This is a genomic window from Hahella sp. CR1, from assembly GCF_029813005.1.
Lineage (GTDB): Bacteria > Pseudomonadota > Gammaproteobacteria > Pseudomonadales > Oleiphilaceae > Hahella.
The window spans coordinates 309,234-330,591 of record NZ_JAPELK010000003.1 but is presented as its reverse complement, the minus strand read 5'-3'; the positions used below and the strand labels follow the sequence as shown (position 1 = coordinate 330,591).

The following is a 21,358-nucleotide window of genomic DNA, read 5'->3' as shown; positions in this document are numbered from 1 at the left end:
AGTTAGGTATTGAGGTAAAAACAGGTTATGACTCCGGATCGCAGACTGATTTCCATTTTCAGAAGCTCCAAGAAAGAGGAAATGTATGTCTATGTGGATAAAAAACAGGGCGTCGGCGCATTGCCGGAAGCGTTACTGCAACTTTTTGGCAAACCGCAGCATGTTTTTGATCTGTTGCTGACGAAAGACAAGCCATTGGCCAGAGCGGACGCGGCGGAAGTCATGAGCGCCATCGATGAAAAAGGGTTTTATCTGCAGATGCCCTCCGTCCAGGACGATTACATGATGGATGTGGTGCGCGCGCGTGAACAACGTCCTGCTGTGGGACGCAAAGATCAAGATGACTGAGTCGCGCTGGTGGGAGCAGCCACTGGATGGGCTGAGTCACGCGCAATGGGAGTCGCTATGCGACGGCTGCGGCAAGTGCTGCCTGCACAAGTTACAGGATGATGAAAGCGATGAGCTTTACTTCACCGCCGTCGCCTGCCGTTATCTGGATGCTGAAAGGGTGCAGTGTAATTGCTATACTGCGCGCGCATCGAAGAACCCGGATTGCCTGATTATCTCGCCGGAAAATCTTCCCGAAATCAGCGACTGGCTGCCAAAGACTTGCGCTTATCGTCTTCGCTTTGAAAACCAGACGCTGCCAGCGTGGCATCCTCTGATCAGCGGAGATACGCGCTCCGTGGAAGCGGCGGGTCAGTCCGTACGGCACAGAACGATAAGCGAAGACGATATCGACCCGGATGATTGGGAAGAGCTGATTCTTATCGATATGATTTGAGCGCTTGAAGCAACTGTTATTGAAAAGTAGAAAATTATGCTGACAGATTTTGGTTATATCGCCGGTTGGGTTGCTTATCTTCTAGCGGCGCTGGCTTTATACGCATTAATGATGCCGTTGTTCAATCGTTGTGGTCCCCGTCCCGTGCAACTCTTCCTGCGCAGCTTGTTGGCGGTGGTGCTGTTTACGCCGGCGATGTCCGTTCCCAAAGACGGACTGTGGGCGCCCGCCCATATTGTCGCCGCCTACAACTGGCTCCAGCATGATGACAACGCCGCCTTGCAAGCCGGCCTGCTGATGTTGGCCGCCTGGTGCGTCATCGGTCTGCTGTTCGCGCTGCAAGTAGTGCTTGGCAAGCTCTTCGTTACCGCCAAACCCGCGCCAGCTAAGCCTAGACGGCGTACATAATTACTTAAAAATCAATTAAGTCCCTTCGCTTTTTTAAGCAATTCCTGCGTATTTTATTGTTGTTGCAACAAAACCTGCTATAACTTGAAGTAAGGATGGCCGCGGGCACGGCCGCGCTGCGCCCGCCAGCGGTCGATATTTCCAGCGGAGACGGCTGCTGAGCGGCTTCATTCGCCTGCGCCAACTTGGAATACGCTCGAATATGACATTGCTTTTCCGCCAGATTCTCGTTTGCCTGTGTTGTAGCTTGATGCTGTGGCGAGTCGCCTCCGCGCAGATGGAGTTGCCTCCGCCTGCGGACGTGCGCGTGCTCATCGATATTTCCGGCAGCATGAAAAAGAATGACCCGAAAAACCTGCGGCGTCCGGCTCTTAATCTGGTGACGGAGCTGTTGCCTGTAGGCGATTCGGCGGGAGTATGGACATTCGGGCAGTATGTGAATGAGCTGGCGCCGCATCAGGTCGTTGATCCCAATTGGCGTCGCCTGGCCAAGGACAAAGCCAAGGAAATCAGCTCGACGGCGCTATATACCAATATCGGCGCGGCGCTGGAGAAAGCTTCCGAGGACTTTGTTGAAGGTAAGGATTACAGCAACACGCATTTCATTCTGCTCACCGATGGCGTGGTGGATATCTCGCAAAAGCCGGGGGAAAACGTCGCGGAGCGGGATCGCGTTTTGACCCAGGTGCTGAAAAGAATCGCGAGCTTCGGCGCCAAGATTCACACCATTGCGTTATCCAAGAATGCGGATCAGATGCTGCTGCAACGGCTTTCTATTGGCAGTAATGGCATCAACGCGATTGCGGAAACGTCTGATCAGTTGAGTCGCGTCTTTCTGCAAGCCTTCGAGCGAGCGGCGCCGGCTGAAGAGGTGCCTCTGGAAGACAATGCATTTGATGTGGACTCCAGCATCGAAGAGTTTACCGCCCTGGTGTTTCGCGCCAGCGAAAATGCGGAAACCGCCATTGTCGAGCCTACCGGCAAGCGCTTCACTGAAAAGGACCGTCCTGACTATGTTAAGTGGTTCAAGGCGGCGGGTTACGATTTGGTGACCGTGCAACGGCCTCTTGAAGGGGAGTGGAAGCTGGACGCGGAGCTGGCTCCGGGTAGCCGGGTGACGGTCGTGAGCAATCTGAAAATGGTGGTGGACCCACTGCCGGCGAACTTCTACGCGGGAGACCAGCTGGAGCTCAAGATCGGTTTTTTTGAAGACGGCGAATTAGTGCAAAACCGGACTTTTCTGGACTTGGTCGCGGTGGACGTCACCATTCGGACAGAGGACAACAAATCCGGTACAAAACGTATTTCCAAAGAAGGCGCTCCTCCAGCCGATGGCGTCTTTCGTGAAAGTATCACCAAGCTCAAGCAAGTCGGCAGGTACGAAGTGCTGGTGCAGGCCGATGGTCGCACATTCAAGCGGCAATCTCGGCAGCTGATCTCTCTGAACGCGCCCATGGCGGTGGATCTTGAGGCCACCGGCGCTGGGGCGGATACGCGCTACAAAATTGTCATTAGTCCCCTCAGTCCAAATATCAACGAAGCGAAAACCTCGATTATCGCCAAGATCAAAGGGCCGGACGGCGGTAATTTGATTAAATCCATTCCCTTTACCCCGGAAACGGGGCGCTGGGAGCTGGAAGTCGACGCTACCCGGGGCGATGGCGTATATGAAGTCATGCTGAGGGTGGAAGGGGAAACCCGTTCCGGCTCAGCTTTCCGTTTCGAGCCTGACAGTGTGATGGCGGAATTCCCTCGCCAGGAGGCGTCGCCGAATGAATATCGCTCGTTGGTGAACGACAGCAGCGTGGAACAAATGAATGAGACGCTGGTGGAGGAAACCGTTAAAGCCCCAGAGCCTCCGAAGCAGCCTGAAGAAGAGAGCATCGTAGCGCCGATTACACCGGAAATGCAGGATCAGGCGGCGACGGAGCAGCAGGATGCGGAGGTGGAGGAAAAGGGCTCCAACGCCATGCTGTGGATTATCATCGCAGCCAGCGGCGCCACGTTACTGTTGCTGGCGGTAGGAGGCGGCTATTGGATCTACCGCAAACGCCGTATTGAAAAGGAGGTTCGAGAGCCGGTAGAGACCACCAAGCTGGATGATTCCGATGACGTTCCTTCCCTGGAAGAGTCCGGGCATGATCTGGAAGACGAGATAGAGCAGTTGGAACAGCCTATTGATGTCGCTGAAGAACCCTCTATGATGAATGAGGCGGACGACATGGAATTCGGCATGGAGGAAGCAGCGGAGCCGAAAAAAGAGGAGGAGGCCGAGCCGCCCATGAGTTCATTCGACGCTGAAGATACGGACGCAGAGTCGCTCGCCGATGAGATTCTGGCTTCCAATGAGAAAGCCAGGGATATGGATGATGAGTTCAACCTGGAAGATTTTGATATATCCGATACTGACGACCTCCCCGCTGGATCGGAAGACGAAGACAAAAAGTAGTTAACTTCTGAACATGTGCCAACTTCTTGGAATGAGCGCGAATGCGCCGACGGATATTTGTTTTTCCTGGACCGGTCTGATGTTTCGCGGCGGCCAGACCGGCCCGCATAAAGACGGCTGGGGCATCGCCTTTTATGAAGGCAAGGGGCTGCGTGAGTTCCGTGATCCCAATCCCAGCGCTACCTCAGAAATCGCGCGGTTTATCAGTCAGTATCCCATTAAAAGCCGTACGGTTATCAGCCACATCCGGCAGGCTAATGTCGGCGACATCAGCCTGGAAAACACCCATCCTTTTATTCGCGAGCTGGGCGGATATTACTGGTGTTTTGCGCATAACGGACAACTGAAATCCTATCAGGATCTGCCTTTGGGACGTTTTCGTCCGGTGGGGGAGACGGATAGCGAGCATGCGTTTTGCTGGCTGCTGGAGGATGTCGCCAGCGGCTGTAATGACTTCAACAGCCTGGAATGCCTGGGCGGAAGGCTGTATCGGAATTGTCTGGAGCTGACGTCGAGAGGCGTGTTCAACATGCTGTTCACCAACTCGGAGTATCTGTTCGCGTATTGCTCCACCAAATTGTACTGGATCACCCGTCAGGCGCCCTTCGGCTGCGCTTCCTTGGAAGATGGCGAGATTCGGGTGAATTTCGAAGAGCACACCAATCCCACAGACAAAGTCACCATGATTGTCACGGAGCCGCTGACCGTCGATGAAGAGTGGCGACAAATGCGCCCAGGGGAGTTAATCGCTTTTCGAGATGGCGCTGTCGCCGCCAGATGGTACGAAGAAGGGACGGTGAAGCCTGCTGATGCTTAAAAGCGGAGAAAGTTAATCCCGCGAGTAAAAGCTCAAACGCCGGCGCGAAGGCCGGCGTTGTCCAACTACTGCACGTTTTCCGCTTCAGTAAAGAAGTTGTCGAATAAAGCCGTGGACAGGTAGCGTTCTGCGCTGTCCGGCAGAATAACCACGATATTCTTGTCCTTGAACTCGTCACGCTCCGCCAAGCGAACCGCAACGGCCGCCGCGGCTCCGCAGGAGATGCCGCAGAGGATGCCTTCTTCCCGCATCAGGCGATGAGCCATTTCCATGGCCTCTTCGTTGGTGACTTGCTCAACCAGATCCACCATGTCCAAATCCAGGTTCTTCGGTACGAAGCCGGCGCCGATGCCCTGGATTTTGTGAGGGGCGGGCTGTAATTCCTGGCCTTTGATAGTTTGAGTGATCACAGGGGAGGCAGTGGGCTCCACGGCCACGGATGTGATGTTTTTGCCCATGGTGTTTTTGATGTAGCGAGAGACGCCGGTAATCGTGCCGCCGGTGCCGACGCCAGCGACCAGGACATCGATTGCGCCTTCCAGATCCCGCCAGATTTCCGGACCGGTGGTCTTTTCATGAATTTCAGGGTTGGCGGGGTTGTCGAACTGTTGCAGCATCAAGTGTTGCTGCGGGTCCTGAGAGACGATTTCCGACGCCTTCTCGATCGCGCCTTTCATGCCTTTGGGGCCTTCGGTCAGCACAATTTCCGCGCCCAGCGCTTTCATCGCCTTGCGGCGCTCCAGGCTCATGGTGGCGGGCATGGTCAGAATCAGCTTATATCCCCGCGCGGCGGCGACAAAGGCGAGAGCAATACCGGTGTTGCCGCTGGTGGGCTCAACCAGGGTCATGCCTGGCTTGAGACGACCGGATTTCTCCGCATCCCATACCATGTTCGCGCCGATACGGCATTTCACAGAGTAGGCCGGGTTGCGGCCTTCAATTTTGGCGAACACATTGCCTTTGGTGACGCGATTCAGCTTCACCAGCGGCGTGTTGCCGATGGACATGGAGTTGTCTTCGTAGACGTTCATTACGTATCTCCTTGCAGATTAAGTAGATTTCCCCGGCCATAACAATACGAGCGTGAGAGATAGCTTAGCGGCTGGCATGAAATATTTGAATGTTTTCGGGTAATATATCCGCTTATAACTCCTCTAATAATTATGCATTCACACAACTTACAAGGTTTCACACATGAAGTTTTCCGGCACCAAGAATTATGTCGCCACTGACGATCTGCAGCTGGCGGTCAACGCGGCCATTCGATTGCAGCGGCCGCTTCTTATCAAAGGCGAACCCGGTACAGGCAAGACCATGCTGGCGGAAGAGCTGGCGGAAGCCCTGGGGGCGCCCCTGATTCAATGGCATATCAAGTCCACCACCAAGGCCCAGCAAGGATTGTATGAATACGATGCGGTCTCGCGCCTGCGTGACTCCCAGCTGGGCGACGACCGTGTTCACGACATTCGCAATTACATCAAGAAAGGCAAGCTGTGGGAGGCGTTTGAGTCTGAACAGCAGTCCGTACTGCTGATCGATGAGATCGATAAAGCGGATATCGAGTTCCCCAACGACCTGTTGCTGGAGCTGGATAAGATGGAGTTCTATGTTTACGAGACGCAGGAGCGAATCCGTGCGACCACTCGGCCTATCGTCATCATCACCAGCAACAACGAAAAAGAGCTGCCAGACGCTTTCTTGCGTCGCTGCTTCTTCCACTACATCAACTTCCCTGACAAAGACACCATGGAGTCGATCATTGACGTCCATTACCCAGGCATCCAGCGTTCGCTGGTGAAGGACGCCCTGGATGTTTTCTTCGACGTGCGCAAAGTACCCGGGTTGAAGAAGAAACCGTCTACATCGGAGTTGATAGACTGGCTCAAACTGCTGATGGCGGACAATCTCCCCGAGGATGTGTTGCGCAACCACGATCCCAGTCAGGCGATTCCTCCCTTGTACGGCGCGCTGGTGAAGAACGAGCAGGATGTCCACCTTTTGCAGAAACTGGCGTTCATGACGCGCAGAAAAGGCTGATTGCAGCAATGAGCGGACGCAATGCTGCGTCCGCGAGCAAAGGAGGACACTTATATGTTGATTGATTTCTTCCTGACGCTGCGCAAGAACAAGGTGCCGGCGTCCTTACGGGAGCTGCTCGACCTGCTGGAGGCGCTGCAACAGGGGTTGGCGTTTGCGGATATGGATGACTTTTATTACCTGAGCCGCGCCTGTCTGGTAAAAGATGAAAAGCACTACGACAAGTTCGATCAGGCTTTCGGCGTCTACTTCAAAGGACTGGAAGACCTGAATGCGGTGTTGGAGGCGCTGATCCCCGAAGATTGGCTGCGGGCGGAATTTGAAAAGCAGCTCACCGATGAGGAAAAGGCCAAGATTGAATCCCTGGGAGGCCTGGAAGAGCTGATCGAGGCGTTCAAAAAGCGGCTTGAGGAGCAGAAAGAGCGTCATCAGGGGGGCAATAAATGGATTGGGACTGGCGGCACGTCGCCATTTGGAGCGAACGGCTATAACCCGGAAGGTATTCGCATCGGGCAGAACGGCTCCCGCAATCGCCGTGCGGTGAAGGTTTGGGAGCAGCGTACTTATAAAGATCTGGACGACTCCATCACCCTTGGCATTCGCAATATCAAGGTGGCGTTGCGTCGTCTGCGCAAATTCGCCCGTCAGGGCGCGGCGGAAGAGCTGGACATGCCGGATACCATCCGCAGCACCGCCAATAACGCCGGATACCTGGATATCAAGATGGTGCCGGAGCGCCATAACTCTGTAAAAGTGTTGCTGTTTTTCGATATCGGAGGCTCCATGGACCCGCATATTCGCGTGTGCGAGGAGCTGTTCTCCGCCGCGCGCAGCGAGTTCAAGCACATGGAGTACTATTACTTCCACAACTTCATTTATGAAGGCGTGTGGAAGAACAATATCCGCCGCGTCAGCGAAACCATTCCAACCTGGGACATTCTGCATAAATACGCATCGGATTACCGGGTGATTTTTGTGGGCGACGCCAGTATGGCGCCTTATGAGATCACCCATCCCGGCGGCAGTATTGAGCATTGGAATGAAGAGGCCGGGGCGGTCTGGATGCAACGGGTGACGGATAAGTTCGACAAGGTGATCTGGCTGAATCCCTATCCCAAAGACTATTGGGGTATGGGCGGTTCGTTGGAAATCACCCGCCAGTTGGTTAACCAGCATATGTATCCGCTCACCATTGATGGGTTGGAGCAGGGTATGAAGTACCTGAGTAAGTAGCTCCCTCAAGATCTTTTCTAAGCGCCGTCGCTGGACGGCGCTTCTTTCATTACTTTCTCTTCTATTGCTTACCTTATTGCGCTGCGCTGGCGAATCAGGCATCAGTGGCGAACGCTAACTATGTCTCGTTTTGTAAACATTTGTGTAGTTTGGTGAATCGAGTTCACACTATCGCCGGCGACCCGGTGCTACCATGGCTTTCGTCTCTTTCTGCGTTCACCCGAGAGTTCGGCTCTCACAAGGGTATTGAGGATGAAGGCTTTGCGAATAATTCCAAGAATAATCATCACAGCGTTGCACATACTGACATTCGTCATTTCCTCCCAGGCTCATAGCGCCGCGACCGAGCGGGATATGGAGGCCCTCAAGCAGCGCGTCATCGAGCTCAACCGCGAGCTATATAAACTGCAGGAAGAAGTCCTGTATCCCATCGACACGCAAGTGGTGTTTTTTCTGGCCGTAGATGAAAACGTCGGTTTTGAGCTGGATTCCGTCGAACTCACTCTGGACGGCGACATGGCGACCACCTACCTCTACTCCGCACGTGAACTGCAGGCATTGCAGCGCGGCGGCGTGCAACGTCTGTTTATGGGGAACCTGCCCGCGGGCGCGCACAAGGCGGTGGCGGTTTTCAATGGACGCAGCGCCGGCGACAAATACCTGAGAAAAGCGGCGACACTGTCTTTCAATAAAGAAAACGGCTCTAAATACCTGGAATTGCGGGTGCAGGGCGATGGCGTCAGAACGCCCCGTTTTCTGATCAGAGAGCTGCGCTAGGCGCTGCTGATTACGGTCGAACGTCATGAAAGGGGATGTAACGCCAACCATGCATCGAATGTCCGTCCTGCTGCTGATTCTGAATGCTCTGTGCATGCTCGCCGGCGCTGTGCGGGCGCAAGAAGCCGCCGACGAATTACTGCACCGGGAAGCTCTGTTTCACTACTACACGAATGACTTTCTACAATCCCTGGTGCTGTTGGAGAACGAGCACCTTGGCTCCAATCATGTGGATAATCAATATCATAACCTGAACCATATTCTCGCCATCGAATCCGGTCTGGAGTTCGGTATGCGGCGTAATGCGGAGTCGCTCCTGGAGCATTTACAATTTACCGCTAGAGAACCCGAGGTCAAACAGCAGGCGCAAATGATCAAAGGACGTCTCGCCTATCGCGATGGCGAATGGGGGACGGCGGTGGAGTTGTTCGCCGGAGCGATGAAAGGGATGGCCCGGGATCGCAAAGACGAAGCCCTCTACTATATGGCGAACAGCTACCTGCAACTGCGGCGCCCGCAGGAGGCGGCCAAGGTTCTTGGTGAGGCCTCCCAGGGCAGTCTGTGGGCTGCGCATGGCTATTATAACCTGGGAGTGAATTACGCCGCGGATGATCCTGATTCTTCTCGCGCGTTGGTCGCGCTTCGCGTCGCTGCAGCCATGGCTGATGACAGTTATGAAGGGCGCGAGTTGAGTGATCGCGTCCTGTTGGCGGCGGGACATATCGCGCTTCTGGACAAGGATTACAACAAAGCCCTGCCGTTCCTGAAAAACGTCCATGCTTCCGGTCCGGGAGCGCCGGCGGCGATCTATGACTACGGTATGGCGTTCGCGGGACTGGGGCGTTATCGCACGGCTATTCAATCCTGGCATCGGGCCAAAAAATTCGCCCTCACGTCTTCCGGCGTTGCGGAGACCTTCCAGGCCATCGCCTATGGTTATGAGCAGGAAAAGCTGCGCGCCACCGCCATTGACGCATACCTGGAAGCCATCGCCGTGTATGAGAAAGAAAAGCGTCAGGTTGATGAGGTCGTGACCGAAATCAACGCTAAAGGCGTGTTGGACTTGCTGTTGCAGGCGCCATTGCAGAACGGCGAAGTGGAATGGTATCTGGCCACGGATCTGCTCACCAATACGCCAAAGATCGCCTTTGTTCATTATTTGATGGATAAGCCTGATTTCTTTCCCTTCGCCAAAGAATTGCTGCAAATGCACGGTTTACTGCAGTCGCTGCAAAATGGCGCGCAACGCATGGAGATCTTCTCCGCAGCCCTGGAGCGCCGCGCGCATCAGGCGAAGCAGGACGCCGCTGGAGCGCTTGCAAAAATGCGTCCGCAACAACTCAATCAACTGGTGTCGGAACGCAATGCGCTGGCCAAGTCCGCCGCCCAGGCTTCCGACGATCAAAAGGCGTTGCAACTGCTGGCGTTGCGCGAGCTGGACGAAAAGTTAAATCAACTCAAGGATAATTTTGTCAGTGTTCAGGGCGGCCTGCGCCAGGGCGGCGATCTCTACAAGGCGCAACTACGCAAAGTTGAAACTCTGCAAACAGAGTTCTCCGGCATGCAGCGAGAACTGGCGGGGAAAATCAACGATTATGATAAGAAACTGTCACAACTGGCGGTCAAGTTGTTGCAGCAGCACTGGCGTGAAATAGACGGCTATCACGTGCGTAGCCAATTGGCGTTGGTGAATTTGTATGACGATTTGGCTGTGGCGGAGCTGCGTAAGAAGCAGCCTGTTGCGCCAGATGCGGCGACAGCCGGAGAGGGGGCGTTATGAGAGCTGCGGCCCTGGCGCTCAGTGTGAGTCTTCTTGGATTTATTCCTTTGCGAGCGCTGGCGGACACGCTGGCGCCGATCGTCATCGTGGAGAAGGACGAGGCGGACAAGACTATCGGCGAACTGAAACCCGCCTATATCGACTTCAGCTATCGGGTAGCGCCGCGAACGCCTTTGAATGAGGTGGCGTTGCGATACAGTCGCCTGATCCGCGAAGCCTCCGATCCGGAAGTGCGCATCAAGGCGCTGCATCGGCTGATCAACCTGGAAGAGCTGTTCTACGACGCCAAACCCCAGGGGCTGATCGACGACGAAATATGGAGTATCGCGATAGAGAGCTACGAAGCCTTGTTGCAGCGTCAACCGGGGGACAAAGACAACGATCGTATTCTTTATCAGTTGGCGCGCGCCTGCGGCATGCTGGGGCGTACCGACAAAGCGCTGACCAGTCTGGAGCGATTGGTAGGACAGTATCCGCGCTCAACTTATACGACAGAGGCGTGGTTCCGCATTGGCGAGTTACGCTACAGCGCTGGCGAATATATCAAAGCGCAATCCGCATACAGCCGTGTGCTGGCGGATCGCGGCGATGGCGACCTGGCTTCCAAGGCCCGCTACATGTTGGGCTGGACCCAGTTTAAACAGGAAAACTTCAGCGCGTCATTGCAGACTTTTTTGCAAGTGTTGTCTCACTTGGAGTCCAATTCCGCTCCTGCAGGACAGATGGCGCCTGGCGTCCGTGAAGCGGGGGATGACGCCCTGCGCATCGTCAGCATCATGGCCAGCTACGGTAAAGGGCCGGAAACGCTGAAAGCGGCTATTGCGCTGGGCGATTATCGTACCTTGGCGCCTAAACTGTATGCGGCGCTATACGACTACTACCTGCAGCGCGAGCGCTATCAGGACGCCGCCGCCAGCGCGCAGGCTTATATCGCCGCCTATCCGGCGGCCACGGATCGCAGTGACTTCCATGACCGCATTATCGCCGCTTACGACCAGGGCGGCCTGCCTTCGCTGGCATGGGAGGAGAAAGCCCGTTTCACCCGAGAGCTGGGGCTGTCGTCGAACTATTGGACATCTCAACAAGAGACCGCCAAAACCCGCCTGCGTCCTTCTCTCTATCAATATCTGGATGATTTGGGGCAAAGAGAATACTCCCTCGGTTTGAAGGCGGCAGGGGTGGAGCGTCGTACGCACCTGCAGAACGCGGTGGCGTATTTTGACGGTATGGAGGAGATCTTTCCCTCCGAAGGGAAAACCGCTGAAGCGCTTTACTTGCAGGGCGAAGCGTATTTTCTGCTGGAGGAATGGGAGCTTGCGGTGCGGGCTTATGACAAGGCGGGCTATTTCTATCCTGACTTTCCTCAACGTCATGAGGCGGCCTATGCCGGCGTTAACGCTTTGAGCAAAGCAGTGGACGCTAATCAGGAAGACGCTACATTGCGCAGCCGCCGTGTGGATGCGCTGCTGCGGTTTGCAAAAACTTTCCCCCGGGATACTCGCGCGACAGAAAGCCTGTTGTTTGCGGCGAATGAACTCTACGCCATGGAGCAGTACGGCGCAGCCCTGGATGCCGCTACCCAGACGGCTTCTTTTACAGATGATAAGGCGACCCGTAATGCGGCATGGACCGTCGCCGGTCACTCCGCTTTTGCATTGAGCCAATATCAGGACTCCGAGCACGCCTACCGGCAGGCGCTGTCGTTGCGCTCCCGCAAGGCGCCGGATTATGACGTGCTGATGGAGAATTTCGCCGCCAGCATTTACAGCCAGGGCGAGCAGGCGGAAGCGCGTGGAGAGGTCTCCGCGGCGTTTATTGAATACAAGAGAGTCATCGACGAAGCGCCGGAATCCCAGGTGCGCGTCAGCGCCCAGTACGATGCGGGCATGCGCGCGATTGACCTTGGACGCTGGAAAGAGGCCATTGCTCTGTTGAATGACTTCCGTCAGCGCTATCCCGACCACAAGCTGACGACGGGTATTGGCGAGAAACTGGTCTACGCCTATCAACAGCATCAGCGTCCAGAATCCGCTGCGGATGAGTTGCTGCGTATCGCTGCGGGCGAAAAAGACGCTGAACGTAAGCGCAAGGCGCTGTTGCAGGCGGCGGAATTGATGGAAAACGCGGGTCGGGAGCAGCAGGCGGCCAAGGTGTACCTGCAATATGCGAACGAGTTTCCGGCTCCGTTCGAGACCGCTATCCAGGTGCGGGACGCATTAATTGATTACTACTCCCAGAGCGCGCAGATGCAACAAGCGGATCAATGGCGCGAGAAGTTGATTCAGTTTGAGGAGAGCGGCGGCGCAGATCGGACTCCCGCGAGTCGATCTTTGGCGGCGGAAGCCAGCTGGACGCTGGCGCAAAAAGAAAAGGCGGCGTTTGACGACGTGCGCCTGACCTTGCCGTTGAGCAAGTCGTTGGCGGCCAAGCAAGCTGCGCTGAAAAAAGTCATGCAACGCCTCAATCGCATCAACGGTTATGGCGTGAGCGAATACGCCACTGCGGCGACTTACATGATGGGCGAAGTGTATCGCCAGTTGGGTAGAGACATTATGGAATCCAATCGCCCCGGTAATCTGAGTGATCTGGAGCGGGAGCAATACAGCCTGCTGTTGGAGGAACAGGCGTTTCCCTTTGAAGAAAAAGCCATTGAGTTTCTCGAGCTCAATGCAAGCCGGACCCAGCAAGGGGTTTACGACGAGTGGGTTAAGAAAAGCTATCTGGCGTTGCGGGAAATTATGCCCGCCAGATATGACAAGCAAGAGGTAAAGGTGGATGTCGCGCAAACGTTGCAATAAACACGGCGTTACAGGTTTGGCGCTAACGGCGGCCTTGTTGCTGGTTGGTTGCGCTGGTTCGCCGATGCGCAAGGACGCTGCCGCTGATATCTCTCCTGCCGGAGAACAGGCTCAGATGAAGTACGATCAGGCGCTGGCGGCGTTAAACAATAATCAGGTCGCTTTGGCGGAGAATTTGTTCAAGCAGGTCATTGCCGATAAACCGGGTCTCAGCGCGCCTTATTTCAATCTGGGAGTCATTGCGGAAAAGCAGGGCGATCTGCCGTCCGCCAGGACATGGTACGCTCAGGCGCTGGATGTAAACCCCAAAGACGCCAGAGCTTTGAATCAGTTGGCAGTTTTAGCGCGGGAGGAGGGTGATTTTGAGAATGCCTTGGCGTTTTATGAAAGAGCGCTGAAGGCGGAGCCGAATGAGCCGGTTTATCATCGTAATATAGCTATACTTTACGACATGTATCTGGGTGATTACGTGCGGGCGTTGGAGCATTACCAGCGCTGCCAGGAACTTCGATCCGCTCCCGACGAGCAAGTGGCGATGTGGATCGCCGACCTTGAGCGGCGTATCCAATAGGCGGAGAAGGTATGAGATTTCAAATACTTGCCTTATGCCTCTGCGGTCTCTACAGTAACGCAGGTTTTGCGGCTGAGTTGATCGAGCTCGAAGGAACGGCGTTGAGAGGCGAGCAGGAGCAACCTAAAGTCTTGTACCTGGTGCCCTGGGGAACGCCGGATAGTCCGGCGATTGAAGTTCCGGAGCCGGAAAAAGAATTGGACGGCGCGCTCAGACCGCTAGATAGACAGGCGTTTCGGCAAAGTCTGTACTATCGTAAAAACCTTAAGATAGGCGATTTAGACCAGCAATAACCTAGAAGTGATTAAGGAGTCAGCGCGATATGTTCGAGACTGTCGTTCGCTTTTTTCAAGATGGTGGTGTTTTCATGTATCCCATCGCCATTGTCCTCGTGATCGGCGTAGCAATCGCTGTTGAACGATATATCTATCTCAGCGTCGCCAAGTTGAGCAACCGCGCGGACTTCAACAAACTGATCATGATGATCGGGCGCAAGGATTACCTCAACGCGCTGAAGCAGGCCAAACAATCCAAGACCGCCATGTCCACCATCGTGGAAGCGGGTTTGACCCGTTTGCTGAACCGTCAGCCGCGGGATCAGATTGAATACGCGATGGAAGAGGGGTTGATGGAAGTTCTGCCTCGTCTGGAAAAGCGTACGCAATATCTGGCGACGCTCGCCAACGTCTCCACGTTGTTGGGACTCTTGGGGACCATCATCGGTCTGATCGCCGCCTTTACCGCGGTCGCCAACGCGGACCCCGCGGAGAAGGCCAACTTGTTGTCGAAGAGTATTTCGGTGGCGATGAACACCACCGCATTCGGCTTGATCGCGGCGATTCCTTTACTGCTGGTGCACGCCATCCTGCAAACCAAAACCAACGAAATCGTGGATAGTTTTGAAATGGCTGGCATCAAGATCATGAACCTGATTTCGGAGAAACCAGCCCAGGCCGCCCCGGTAGCGAAAGCCGCACCAGAAAGAACATAGGACAGACCGATGCGTCGTAAACACCGTCGTCCGGAGGCTGTCGCTGACCTGGACATCACGGCGTTCATGAATCTCATGATCGTCCTGGTGCCGGTGCTGCTGATCAATCTGGTGTTCTCTCAAACCAGCGTTCTGAACCTGAACTTCCCTGAGTCCGCCGCCAACTCCGCTCAAGACAATCAAGACCAGAGACAATTGCAGGTCATGATTCTGGAAGAGCAGTTGGTGATTGCGGACAATAAGGCCGGGGTCCTTATGCAGATCCCGAAACAGGCGGGTGGCGAGCACGATTATAAGACGCTCGCATTGGCTATGCAGGACATCAAGGCTCGGCTTCCAACTAAAAAAGACATTACCCTCCTGCCTCAGGAAAGCACGTCCTATCAAACACTGGTTAGTGTGATGGACAAGGTGCGCTCCTACAAAGCCGTTGTGGCGGGCAGTGTGGTTAACGCGGAGTTGTTCCCGGATATCTCCATTGCAGATGCGCCCGAGATCATTCCGGCGGGAGGCGCGCAATGAAGCAGTCAGGCCGCGCCAAGCGTTATCAACGCCATTACCGAAGAATGCATAAAACAGCGTCGCTGAATCTGGTGTCGCTGATGGATATATTCACTATTCTGGTGTTCTTCCTGATGGTGAATTCATCCGATGTGCAGGTGCTGCAGCAAAACAGCGCTGTAGAGTTGCCCGTGTCCATTGCCGACCAGCCGCCCACTGATCAGTTGACCGTCACGGTGACGGATGACGACATTATTGTCGGCGGCAGAGTGGTCAGTAAGGTCGCCGCCGCTGTTAATCAGGCTCCGTTGTTGATTAACGGACTCAAGCTGGAATTGGACTATCAGGTGTCTCGCGTCAACACGCCGGCGCCGCCTGAAGGCAGACCAATCACCATCATGGCGGATAAAGAGCTGCCCTATAAGTTGTTGAAGAAAATCATGTCCACCTGTGTGGAAGCGGGCTACAGCAGTATCTCACTGGCGGTAAGACGCACTACCGAGAAGGAGGCCTAGCATGGTGAAAGCACGCGCCGGCTCTCCTTTGCCGTGGAACGTTGACGCTAGGGAGCGAGATCGTTTCTTTCTGATTCTCGCGTTCGCCATGTTGGTTATGCTGGTGGCGGGCGTGATTATCCCGTTGGTTGATTTGCCTGAGAAGTCCCGTGAAGAGTTGGAGGCGTTGCCTCCCCAGCTGGCGCGGGTAGTGATTGAAAAACGGGAACTGCCAAAACCGGAAATCAAAAAGCCGGAACCGAAGCCGGAGAAAAAGGAAGAGAAGAAAGAAGAGCCCAAGCCGAAACCCGAGCCAAAGCCAGAACCGAAACCACAGCCCAAGCCTGAGCCGAAACCTGAGAGAAAGGTGACGCCGAAGGCGGAGCAACCCAAGCAGCAGACGGTAGATCAGGCGCGCGAGAAAGCACAAAGCTCTGGTTTGTTGGCGCTGAGCGATCAGCTCTCCGATATGAGAGCGCTGGCGGACACGGCGGATGCGTCAGACCAGCCACTGTATACGGCGACTCCGATCAGCAAGAAGGCGTCGGATAAGTTGGTGAACAATGTTTCCACTTCAGGGAGTGGGGGAGTGGACGCCAACAAGCTGGATAAGTCTACCCAACAGGTGGCGCTGGCTTCGCGTAAGGTGACGGAAGTGCAGGAAAAAGCCCAGCCGGGCGGAGGTGGTTCCACCAGCAAGAAAACGTCTGGTTCCGGTTCTGGCAATCAGCGTAGCGCAACGCGCACGCTGGAAGAAATCAGGAAGGTGTTCGACAGCGCCAAGGGCGCATTGGCGTCCATCCATCAGCGGGCCCGTCGTCAGGACCCTACTTTGAAAGGGACTCTGGTGCCTGAATTGATGGTGGAAGCGAACGGCAGTGTATCGCAATGCAAGATCGTGGAAAGTAATCTGAATAATCCTGACTTCGAGAAGAAGATTTGCGCTCGTTTAAGGCTGCTGAACTTCGGCGCCAAATCCAACGCCAGCAAACAGGCGATCAGATATCCCATTGACTTGCTGTAAGCCTGAGCAAAACAAAAAAGCGCCCCTGAGTGGGCGCTTTTTTTATGGAGAAAATTGAGCGGCGGACTTGATGAAGCCGGTCGCTCTTAATTAGCGAATCACTGTTCGCCGCTGATGGATATAGCCGGTAGTGTGGGCCTTTCCAGTGAAATTTTCTCATCTGGGGCGATGACCTTCGCCTGACCTTCCACTACCAATACGCCATTTTGATTGTGAATGGCGCAATCCAGAACCACCCGTTTCTTCGACAGCTTTTCCGTTACTGTGAGGGTGACCGTCAGGACATCGTTTAACTTTACCGGACGCTTGAAGCTCAGGTGCTGTTCCAGGTAAATGGTGCCGGGGCCCGGAATAACGGTGGCCAAAGCCGCTGAAATCAATGCGCCGGACCACATGCCGTGGCCGATTCTCTCCTTGAATACGGTGGACTGCGCGTACTCGGCGTCCAGATGCACCGGATTGATATCACCGGAAACGGCGGCGAACAGAACGATTTCCTGCTCTGTCAGTGTACGGGTGTAAGTGGCGGAGTCGCCCACATGAAGTTCGTCGTAGGTAATGTTTTCTAGCGCGTCCATAGTGAACTGATAACTTGATTGGGTTGCTGACAACGCACGCCGGAGAGTGGCGACGCAGGGATTAACTTTCCTTTATATATTAGTGTAATCCATATTTCTCTAACGCGTCTGTTACGGAGTGTGCGCGGTCACCCATGAGGACAGGTCGTTCAGCACTTGCTGGCGATTGATCTCGTTGAGCATTTCATGGCGTCCGTCGGGGTAGAGCGTGCAGCTAAGGTCGCGTACGCCTGCCTCGCGTAAGTGGCGCTCCAGTCTTTTTACCCCCTTGCCGAACTCTCCAACCGGATCTTTATCTCCCGAGATCAGATAAATAGGCAGATTGGGGTTGATGCGGGAGAAGCTGGCGGACGTGAAAATGCGCCGCAGACCATCCAGCATCGCGATCCAGGTGGCGGTGGTGCAGATGAAGCCGCACCATGGGTCCTTGATGTAGTTGTCCACTTCGGCGGGGTCGCGAGAAAGCCAGTCGAATTCCGTACGATTAGGAGCGAAGCGATGATTGAATGAGCCGAATGAAAGCTGATCCAGCAGGCGACTGGCGCTGCGCGCGCCCAGGCGTAGCTTTTCCGCCCTGGCGATGGCCGCCGCCGCAAGATATTTCAAGGGCGCGCCATAATTGCTGCCAGAAAGAATAACGCCATGAAAGGGCGGGCGGTGCGCGATCAGGCATTGCAGACTGATAAAAGACCCCATGCTGTGGGCGAAGAGAAAATGCGGAACGTCTGGATGCCAGCTTTTTATCTGGTTGGCCATAAACAGCAGGTCTGCGGCGACTTTGTCCCAGCCGTCGCGATCAGCGTAATGACCGGTCTGGCCGTTGGCGATAGAGCGGCCATGACCGCGGTGATCATGCGCGACGACCGCGTAGCCCTGGGCGCAGAAGTGCTCAGCCAGATTTCGGTAGCGTCCGGCGTGCTCCGCCATGCCGTGGGAAATCTGAATAACGCCGCGTATGACGGGGGAGTCCGGTATCCATCTGTAGTACCCGATTTTATGGCCGTCCGTGCTGGTCAGGAAATCTTCCAGGTTGCGCATGATGTTTGCTATTTATTGGATTTTATTGGTGTTTTATCCGCTGATTCGCAACAATTTAGCTACCGTAAGTATCAGCGTCAACGATTATTGTCGCGGTATTTCCGCTCTGCATTGTCCCAGGGAAACCAGGGAAACTCCGATAATTAAGTAAGACTTTTGTCTACATAAGCCAAAATAAAGCTGCTATTCTATCGCGCACTATAAAAAACGAGCCCACTATACCGTTCCGGCTTAATGGGGTAATCACCCGACCGGGTGACTCTCCTGAAAATAGCGCCGCCCGATGACAGAAGTAAGAATGGGGTAGTGGTCGTCAGGGATTCGATGATTGGCTTATATATGATCGCGAGTAAGAGTTTCTAATGTGGAGTGCGTCGAAACCGCCGGGTGCGGAAGTCGACGTTGCTCTGTGCAGTGGAATTCACTCATTTTAAGGGTTACGGCGCAGGTTCGAGCGCCGGGCGCATAAGCGTCGAGTTAGCTGCGGCATTGCTCCGTCATCCTTGAAGCCGTCGCCTCGGGCGACGCGGTCATCTCTCAGTCAGTCCCGTTTGCCGAAGACAATTACAAATATAAATCAGATTGCCTATTAACAGCGTTGGCCAGGAGATAGCGGTATGGATAATTTTTTCAAGGATAAATATCCCCCCGGAGTTCCATCCGAAGTTGAATTGGGGAAATACAAATCGGTTGTCGACATGTTCGAACAGGCATGTAAACGATACGCGGACAAACCTGCGTTTACCGCCGTCGGCGCCACCATGACATATGGCGAAATGGAGAAGCACACGCGCGCATTCGCCGCCTACCTGCAGAATGAAACCAACCTGAAGCCCGGCGACCGTATCGCCATCCAGATGCCTAACCTGCTGCAATATCCGATCGCTGTTTTCGGCGCCATGCGGGCGGGACTGATCGTGGTTAACACTAACCCGCTTTATACCCCGCGGGAAATGGAGCATCAGTTTAACGACTCCGGCGCCAAGGCGCTGGTGGTTCTGGCCAATATGGCTTCGCAGGCGCAGGAAGTGCTTCCGCATACCGGCGTGGAGCACGTCATCGTGGCGCAGATTCCGGACATGCATCCGCCAATCAAGCGCATGGTGATGAACGCGGCGATCAAGTACGTCAAGAAAATGGTGCCGCCTTATAATATTCCCAACGCGGTCCCGTTTACTAAAGTCATGTCCATGGGCGCGCGCTACACCTTTAAGCCTGTGGACGTTAACCCCGAAGATATCGCGGTGTTGCAGTACACCGGCGGCACGACCGGCGTCGCCAAAGGCGCGATGCTGACCCACCGCAACCTGGTTTCCAACGTAGCGCAATTGAAGCCGTTACTGACGGTGCGTCTGGGTGAAGCCATCGAGACCGTCATTGCGCCGCTGCCGCTGTATCACATTTATTCATTCACTATGAATTGCGGCGTCATGCTGGATACCGGCAACCACAGTATTTTGATTCCCAACCCGCGGGATTTCGACGGCTTTATCAAAGAGCTGGGCAAATGGAAATTCACAGCGTTCCTGGGCATCAATACGCTGTTCGTGGCGCTTTGCAACAATGAGAAATTCCAGGAGCTGGATTTTACTTCCCTGAAAGTGACTGCCGCCGGGGGCATGGCGCTGACTAGCGATACGGCGAAAATGTGGAAGAAAGTCACGGGTTGTGATGTGACGGAAGGCTACGGCATGACAGAAACCTCGCCGGTGGTTTCCATTAACCCCATGAACGCCATTCAAATCGGCACTATCGGCCTGCCGATTCCCAATACCATGGTGAAGATCATGGATGACGAAGGTAAAGACCTTACCGTCGGGGAAGTCGGCGAGCTGTGCGTTAAAGGGCCTCAGGTAATGAAAGGTTACTGGCAGCGTCCGGATGAGACCGCAAAAACCATGACTGAAGACGGCTGGCTGAAAACCGGCGATATCGCCATGGTGCAGAACGACGGCTACCTGCGCATTGTGGATCGTAAGAAAGATATGATCCTGGTGTCTGGTTTCAACGTCTATCCCAACGAAATTGAAGATGTGGTGACCAGTCACCCTGATGTGGTTGAGTGTGCGGCGATTGGCGTGCCTGACCTGAAAAGCGGCGAAGTGGTGAAAGTGTTCGTTGTGAAGAGCAATCCCAACCTGACTGAAAGCGCGCTGAAAGAGTTCTGTCGCGAGCGCCTGACCGCTTACAAGGTGCCCAAGACCATCGAGTTCCGCGATGAATTGCCGAAAACCAATGTCGGCAAGATTCTGCGCCGGGAGCTGCGCGATGAGGAAATCAAAAAGCAGAAAGACAAAGCGGCGTAACTCTGCGCGGTGAGTTCAAGAAAGCTGAAAAGCGGGCGAGGGCCCGCTTTTTGTGTTATTAAAGGCGGGTTCTTTCAGTTGTAGAGCGTTGTTAATTGATTATGCAGAAAGCGGTCAGTCTGTTCGCGCTTGGGTTTTTGGCGTTTATTCTATGGATTATCTATCTGGCGGATACTGGTGGCGCGAGCATTTTCTTCGACTTCGTCCAATCCATTCCCTATGGCGATAAACTGGGGCACTTTTGCTTATTCGGCGTTCTCACCCTGGCCGCTAACTTCGCCTTCAAAACCAAACACCTGAAACTGGGCCCGATTCCTCTCTATGTCGGCGCGCTTTGCGTGCTTACATTCGCAATAGGGGAAGAGTTGACGCAGGCGTTCTTTCCCTCCCGCACGCTGGACATCACCGATGTCATGGCGGATGTGGCCGGCATTGCGTTTTTTTCCTGGGTGACCCTATTGCTGTCCGCCAATAAGGCGGCTGAATCTTAATATTGTATTGGGCTTTGCGCCGGACTTATTAAATTCTCCATGAAGAGTGAAGAGTGAAGAGTGAAGAGTGAAGAGTGAAGAGAACAACTGGTGTTATTAATAAAATAATGAAACTTGATGTCGTGGATAGTCTCGCGCCAGTGGTCATTTTTCTGAGTGCAAATTACGAGTATGACTGCCTGAATTTCAAGCTGTTGCGTGGTTACGCTATCCCATTTACCGCTTAACTATTAACCCATTTCCCGCTAACATCCGCATCCTGAATTAGTATTGGTTAAAAA

At 54.5% G+C, this 21,358-nt stretch carries 21 protein-coding genes; 18 read left to right on the top strand and 3 right to left on the bottom strand.

Features of this window, described 5'->3' with window-relative positions; translation table 11 throughout:
• Positions 1-27 precede the first annotated feature (27 nt).
• The 5 genes from ONV78_RS09420 to ONV78_RS09400 all read left to right on the top strand — a co-directional run bounded on the left by ONV78_RS09420 (position 28) and on the right by ONV78_RS09400 (position 4,458).
• Positions 28-348, top strand: a complete 321-nt coding sequence (locus ONV78_RS09420; RefSeq protein ID WP_216735536.1) for a YcgL domain-containing protein — start codon at positions 28-30, stop codon at positions 346-348.
• The gene (locus tag ONV78_RS09415; protein ID WP_279502833.1) at positions 305-784 is read left to right on the top strand and encodes a YcgN family cysteine cluster protein; all 480 of its coding nucleotides are present in this window, start codon (positions 305-307) and stop codon (positions 782-784) included. Before ONV78_RS09420 ends, ONV78_RS09415 begins: the two co-directional genes overlap by 44 nt.
• Before the next feature lie 36 nt (positions 785-820).
• On the top strand, positions 821-1,192 hold the full coding sequence (locus tag ONV78_RS09410) for a hypothetical protein (protein ID WP_279502831.1): 372 nt from the start codon (positions 821-823) through the stop codon (positions 1,190-1,192).
• A 202-nt stretch (positions 1,193-1,394) separates the two neighbouring features.
• Positions 1,395-3,641: a VWA domain-containing protein gene (locus tag ONV78_RS09405; protein WP_279502829.1), complete on the top strand. Its 2,247-nt coding sequence runs from the start codon at positions 1,395-1,397 to the stop codon at positions 3,639-3,641.
• A gap of 13 nt (positions 3,642-3,654) precedes the next feature.
• Entirely contained in the window at positions 3,655-4,458 is an 804-nt protein-coding gene (locus ONV78_RS09400; RefSeq protein WP_279502827.1) for a class II glutamine amidotransferase, read from the top strand.
• A gap of 65 nt (positions 4,459-4,523) precedes the next feature.
• Here ONV78_RS09400 and cysK read toward each other — a convergent pair whose 3' ends face one another.
• Positions 4,524-5,489, bottom strand: coding sequence for a cysteine synthase A (gene cysK, locus ONV78_RS09395; RefSeq protein WP_216735540.1), 966 nt, complete (start codon positions 5,487-5,489; stop codon positions 4,524-4,526).
• Positions 5,490-5,652: 163 nt separating this feature from the next.
• Here cysK and ONV78_RS09390 point away from each other — a divergent pair, with 163 nt between their 5' ends.
• From ONV78_RS09390 to ONV78_RS09340, 11 genes are all read left to right on the top strand, one after another.
• Positions 5,653-6,495 carry a MoxR family ATPase gene (locus ONV78_RS09390; protein ID WP_127971634.1) on the top strand — a complete coding sequence of 281 codons (843 nt, stop codon included), beginning with the start codon at positions 5,653-5,655 and terminating at the stop codon, positions 6,493-6,495.
• Between the two features lie 54 nt (positions 6,496-6,549).
• Positions 6,550-7,728: a VWA domain-containing protein gene (locus ONV78_RS09385; RefSeq protein ID WP_216735541.1), complete on the top strand. Its 1,179-nt coding sequence runs from the start codon at positions 6,550-6,552 to the stop codon at positions 7,726-7,728.
• Between the two features lie 252 nt (positions 7,729-7,980).
• Positions 7,981-8,505 carry a hypothetical protein gene (locus tag ONV78_RS09380; RefSeq protein WP_216735542.1) on the top strand — a complete coding sequence of 175 codons (525 nt, stop codon included), beginning with the start codon at positions 7,981-7,983 and terminating at the stop codon, positions 8,503-8,505.
• A 25-nt stretch (positions 8,506-8,530) separates the two neighbouring features.
• Entirely contained in the window at positions 8,531-10,285 is a 1,755-nt protein-coding gene (locus ONV78_RS09375) for a hypothetical protein (RefSeq protein WP_279502823.1), read from the top strand.
• The gene (locus ONV78_RS09370; protein WP_279502820.1) at positions 10,282-13,083 is read left to right on the top strand and encodes a tetratricopeptide repeat protein; all 2,802 of its coding nucleotides are present in this window, start codon (positions 10,282-10,284) and stop codon (positions 13,081-13,083) included. Before ONV78_RS09375 ends, ONV78_RS09370 begins: the two co-directional genes overlap by 4 nt.
• On the top strand, positions 13,061-13,654 hold the full coding sequence (locus ONV78_RS09365; protein WP_216735545.1) for a tetratricopeptide repeat protein: 594 nt from the start codon (positions 13,061-13,063) through the stop codon (positions 13,652-13,654). Before ONV78_RS09370 ends, ONV78_RS09365 begins: the two co-directional genes overlap by 23 nt.
• Before the next feature lie 11 nt (positions 13,655-13,665).
• Positions 13,666-13,947, top strand: coding sequence for a hypothetical protein (locus ONV78_RS09360; RefSeq protein WP_011396488.1), 282 nt, complete (start codon positions 13,666-13,668; stop codon positions 13,945-13,947).
• 29 nt (positions 13,948-13,976) lie between these two features.
• Positions 13,977-14,645 (top strand): MotA/TolQ/ExbB proton channel family protein, encoded by a 669-nt coding sequence (locus tag ONV78_RS09355; protein WP_127971622.1) that lies wholly within the window; start codon positions 13,977-13,979, stop codon positions 14,643-14,645.
• A 9-nt stretch (positions 14,646-14,654) separates the two neighbouring features.
• Positions 14,655-15,167, top strand: coding sequence for a biopolymer transporter ExbD (locus ONV78_RS09350; RefSeq protein WP_279502816.1), 513 nt, complete (start codon positions 14,655-14,657; stop codon positions 15,165-15,167).
• Positions 15,164-15,661 carry a biopolymer transporter ExbD gene (locus tag ONV78_RS09345; RefSeq protein ID WP_127971618.1) on the top strand — a complete coding sequence of 166 codons (498 nt, stop codon included), beginning with the start codon at positions 15,164-15,166 and terminating at the stop codon, positions 15,659-15,661. The genes ONV78_RS09350 and ONV78_RS09345 overlap by 4 nt, the downstream gene beginning before the upstream one ends.
• 1 nt (position 15,662) lies before the next feature.
• Positions 15,663-16,664: an AgmX/PglI C-terminal domain-containing protein gene (locus ONV78_RS09340; RefSeq protein ID WP_279502813.1), complete on the top strand. Its 1,002-nt coding sequence runs from the start codon at positions 15,663-15,665 to the stop codon at positions 16,662-16,664.
• A 98-nt stretch (positions 16,665-16,762) separates the two neighbouring features.
• Here ONV78_RS09340 and ONV78_RS09335 read toward each other — a convergent pair whose 3' ends face one another.
• Positions 16,763-17,242, bottom strand: a complete 480-nt coding sequence (locus ONV78_RS09335) for a MaoC/PaaZ C-terminal domain-containing protein (protein ID WP_216735549.1) — start codon at positions 17,240-17,242, stop codon at positions 16,763-16,765.
• Positions 17,243-17,353: 111 nt separating this feature from the next.
• Positions 17,354-18,280: an alpha/beta hydrolase gene (locus ONV78_RS09330; RefSeq protein WP_279502811.1), complete on the bottom strand. Its 927-nt coding sequence runs from the start codon at positions 18,278-18,280 to the stop codon at positions 17,354-17,356.
• Between the two features lie 617 nt (positions 18,281-18,897).
• On the opposite strand from ONV78_RS09330, the gene ONV78_RS09325 reads away from it, so the two are divergent.
• Entirely contained in the window at positions 18,898-20,586 is a 1,689-nt protein-coding gene (locus ONV78_RS09325; RefSeq protein ID WP_127971610.1) for a long-chain fatty acid--CoA ligase, read from the top strand.
• Positions 20,587-20,687: 101 nt separating this feature from the next.
• Positions 20,688-21,077, top strand: coding sequence for a VanZ family protein (locus ONV78_RS09320; RefSeq protein ID WP_279503115.1), 390 nt, complete (start codon positions 20,688-20,690; stop codon positions 21,075-21,077).
• The last annotated feature ends 281 nt before the right edge of the window (positions 21,078-21,358 follow it).

Bases quoted from the DNA above. Each gene is read 5' to 3' on its own strand.
- ONV78_RS09365 (WP_216735545.1), top strand. From the start codon at position 13,061: ATGTCGCGCAAACGTTGCAATAAACACGGCGTTACAGGTTTGGCGCTA.
- ONV78_RS09390 (WP_127971634.1), top strand. From the start codon at position 5,653: ATGAAGTTTTCCGGCACCAAGAATTATGTCGCCACTGACGATCTGCAG.
- ONV78_RS09375 (WP_279502823.1), top strand. From the start codon at position 8,531: ATGAAAGGGGATGTAACGCCAACCATGCATCGAATGTCCGTCCTGCTG.
- ONV78_RS09330 (WP_279502811.1), bottom strand. From the start codon at position 18,280: ATGCGCAACCTGGAAGATTTCCTGACCAGCACGGACGGCCATAAAATC.
- ONV78_RS09345 (WP_127971618.1), top strand. From the start codon at position 15,164: ATGAAGCAGTCAGGCCGCGCCAAGCGTTATCAACGCCATTACCGAAGA.
- ONV78_RS09355 (WP_127971622.1), top strand. From the start codon at position 13,977: ATGTTCGAGACTGTCGTTCGCTTTTTTCAAGATGGTGGTGTTTTCATG.
- ONV78_RS09340 (WP_279502813.1), top strand. From the start codon at position 15,663: ATGGTGAAAGCACGCGCCGGCTCTCCTTTGCCGTGGAACGTTGACGCT.
- ONV78_RS09400 (WP_279502827.1), top strand. From the start codon at position 3,655: ATGTGCCAACTTCTTGGAATGAGCGCGAATGCGCCGACGGATATTTGT.
- ONV78_RS09360 (WP_011396488.1), top strand. From the start codon at position 13,666: ATGAGATTTCAAATACTTGCCTTATGCCTCTGCGGTCTCTACAGTAAC.
- cysK (WP_216735540.1), bottom strand. From the start codon at position 5,489: ATGAACGTCTACGAAGACAACTCCATGTCCATCGGCAACACGCCGCTG.
- ONV78_RS09410 (WP_279502831.1), top strand. From the start codon at position 821: ATGCTGACAGATTTTGGTTATATCGCCGGTTGGGTTGCTTATCTTCTA.
- ONV78_RS09350 (WP_279502816.1), top strand. From the start codon at position 14,655: ATGCGTCGTAAACACCGTCGTCCGGAGGCTGTCGCTGACCTGGACATC.
- ONV78_RS09325 (WP_127971610.1), top strand. From the start codon at position 18,898: ATGGATAATTTTTTCAAGGATAAATATCCCCCCGGAGTTCCATCCGAA.
- ONV78_RS09420 (WP_216735536.1), top strand. From the start codon at position 28: ATGACTCCGGATCGCAGACTGATTTCCATTTTCAGAAGCTCCAAGAAA.
- ONV78_RS09405 (WP_279502829.1), top strand. From the start codon at position 1,395: ATGACATTGCTTTTCCGCCAGATTCTCGTTTGCCTGTGTTGTAGCTTG.
- ONV78_RS09370 (WP_279502820.1), top strand. From the start codon at position 10,282: ATGAGAGCTGCGGCCCTGGCGCTCAGTGTGAGTCTTCTTGGATTTATT.
- ONV78_RS09320 (WP_279503115.1), top strand. From the start codon at position 20,688: ATGCAGAAAGCGGTCAGTCTGTTCGCGCTTGGGTTTTTGGCGTTTATT.
- ONV78_RS09380 (WP_216735542.1), top strand. From the start codon at position 7,981: ATGAAGGCTTTGCGAATAATTCCAAGAATAATCATCACAGCGTTGCAC.
- ONV78_RS09385 (WP_216735541.1), top strand. From the start codon at position 6,550: ATGTTGATTGATTTCTTCCTGACGCTGCGCAAGAACAAGGTGCCGGCG.
- ONV78_RS09335 (WP_216735549.1), bottom strand. From the start codon at position 17,242: ATGGACGCGCTAGAAAACATTACCTACGACGAACTTCATGTGGGCGAC.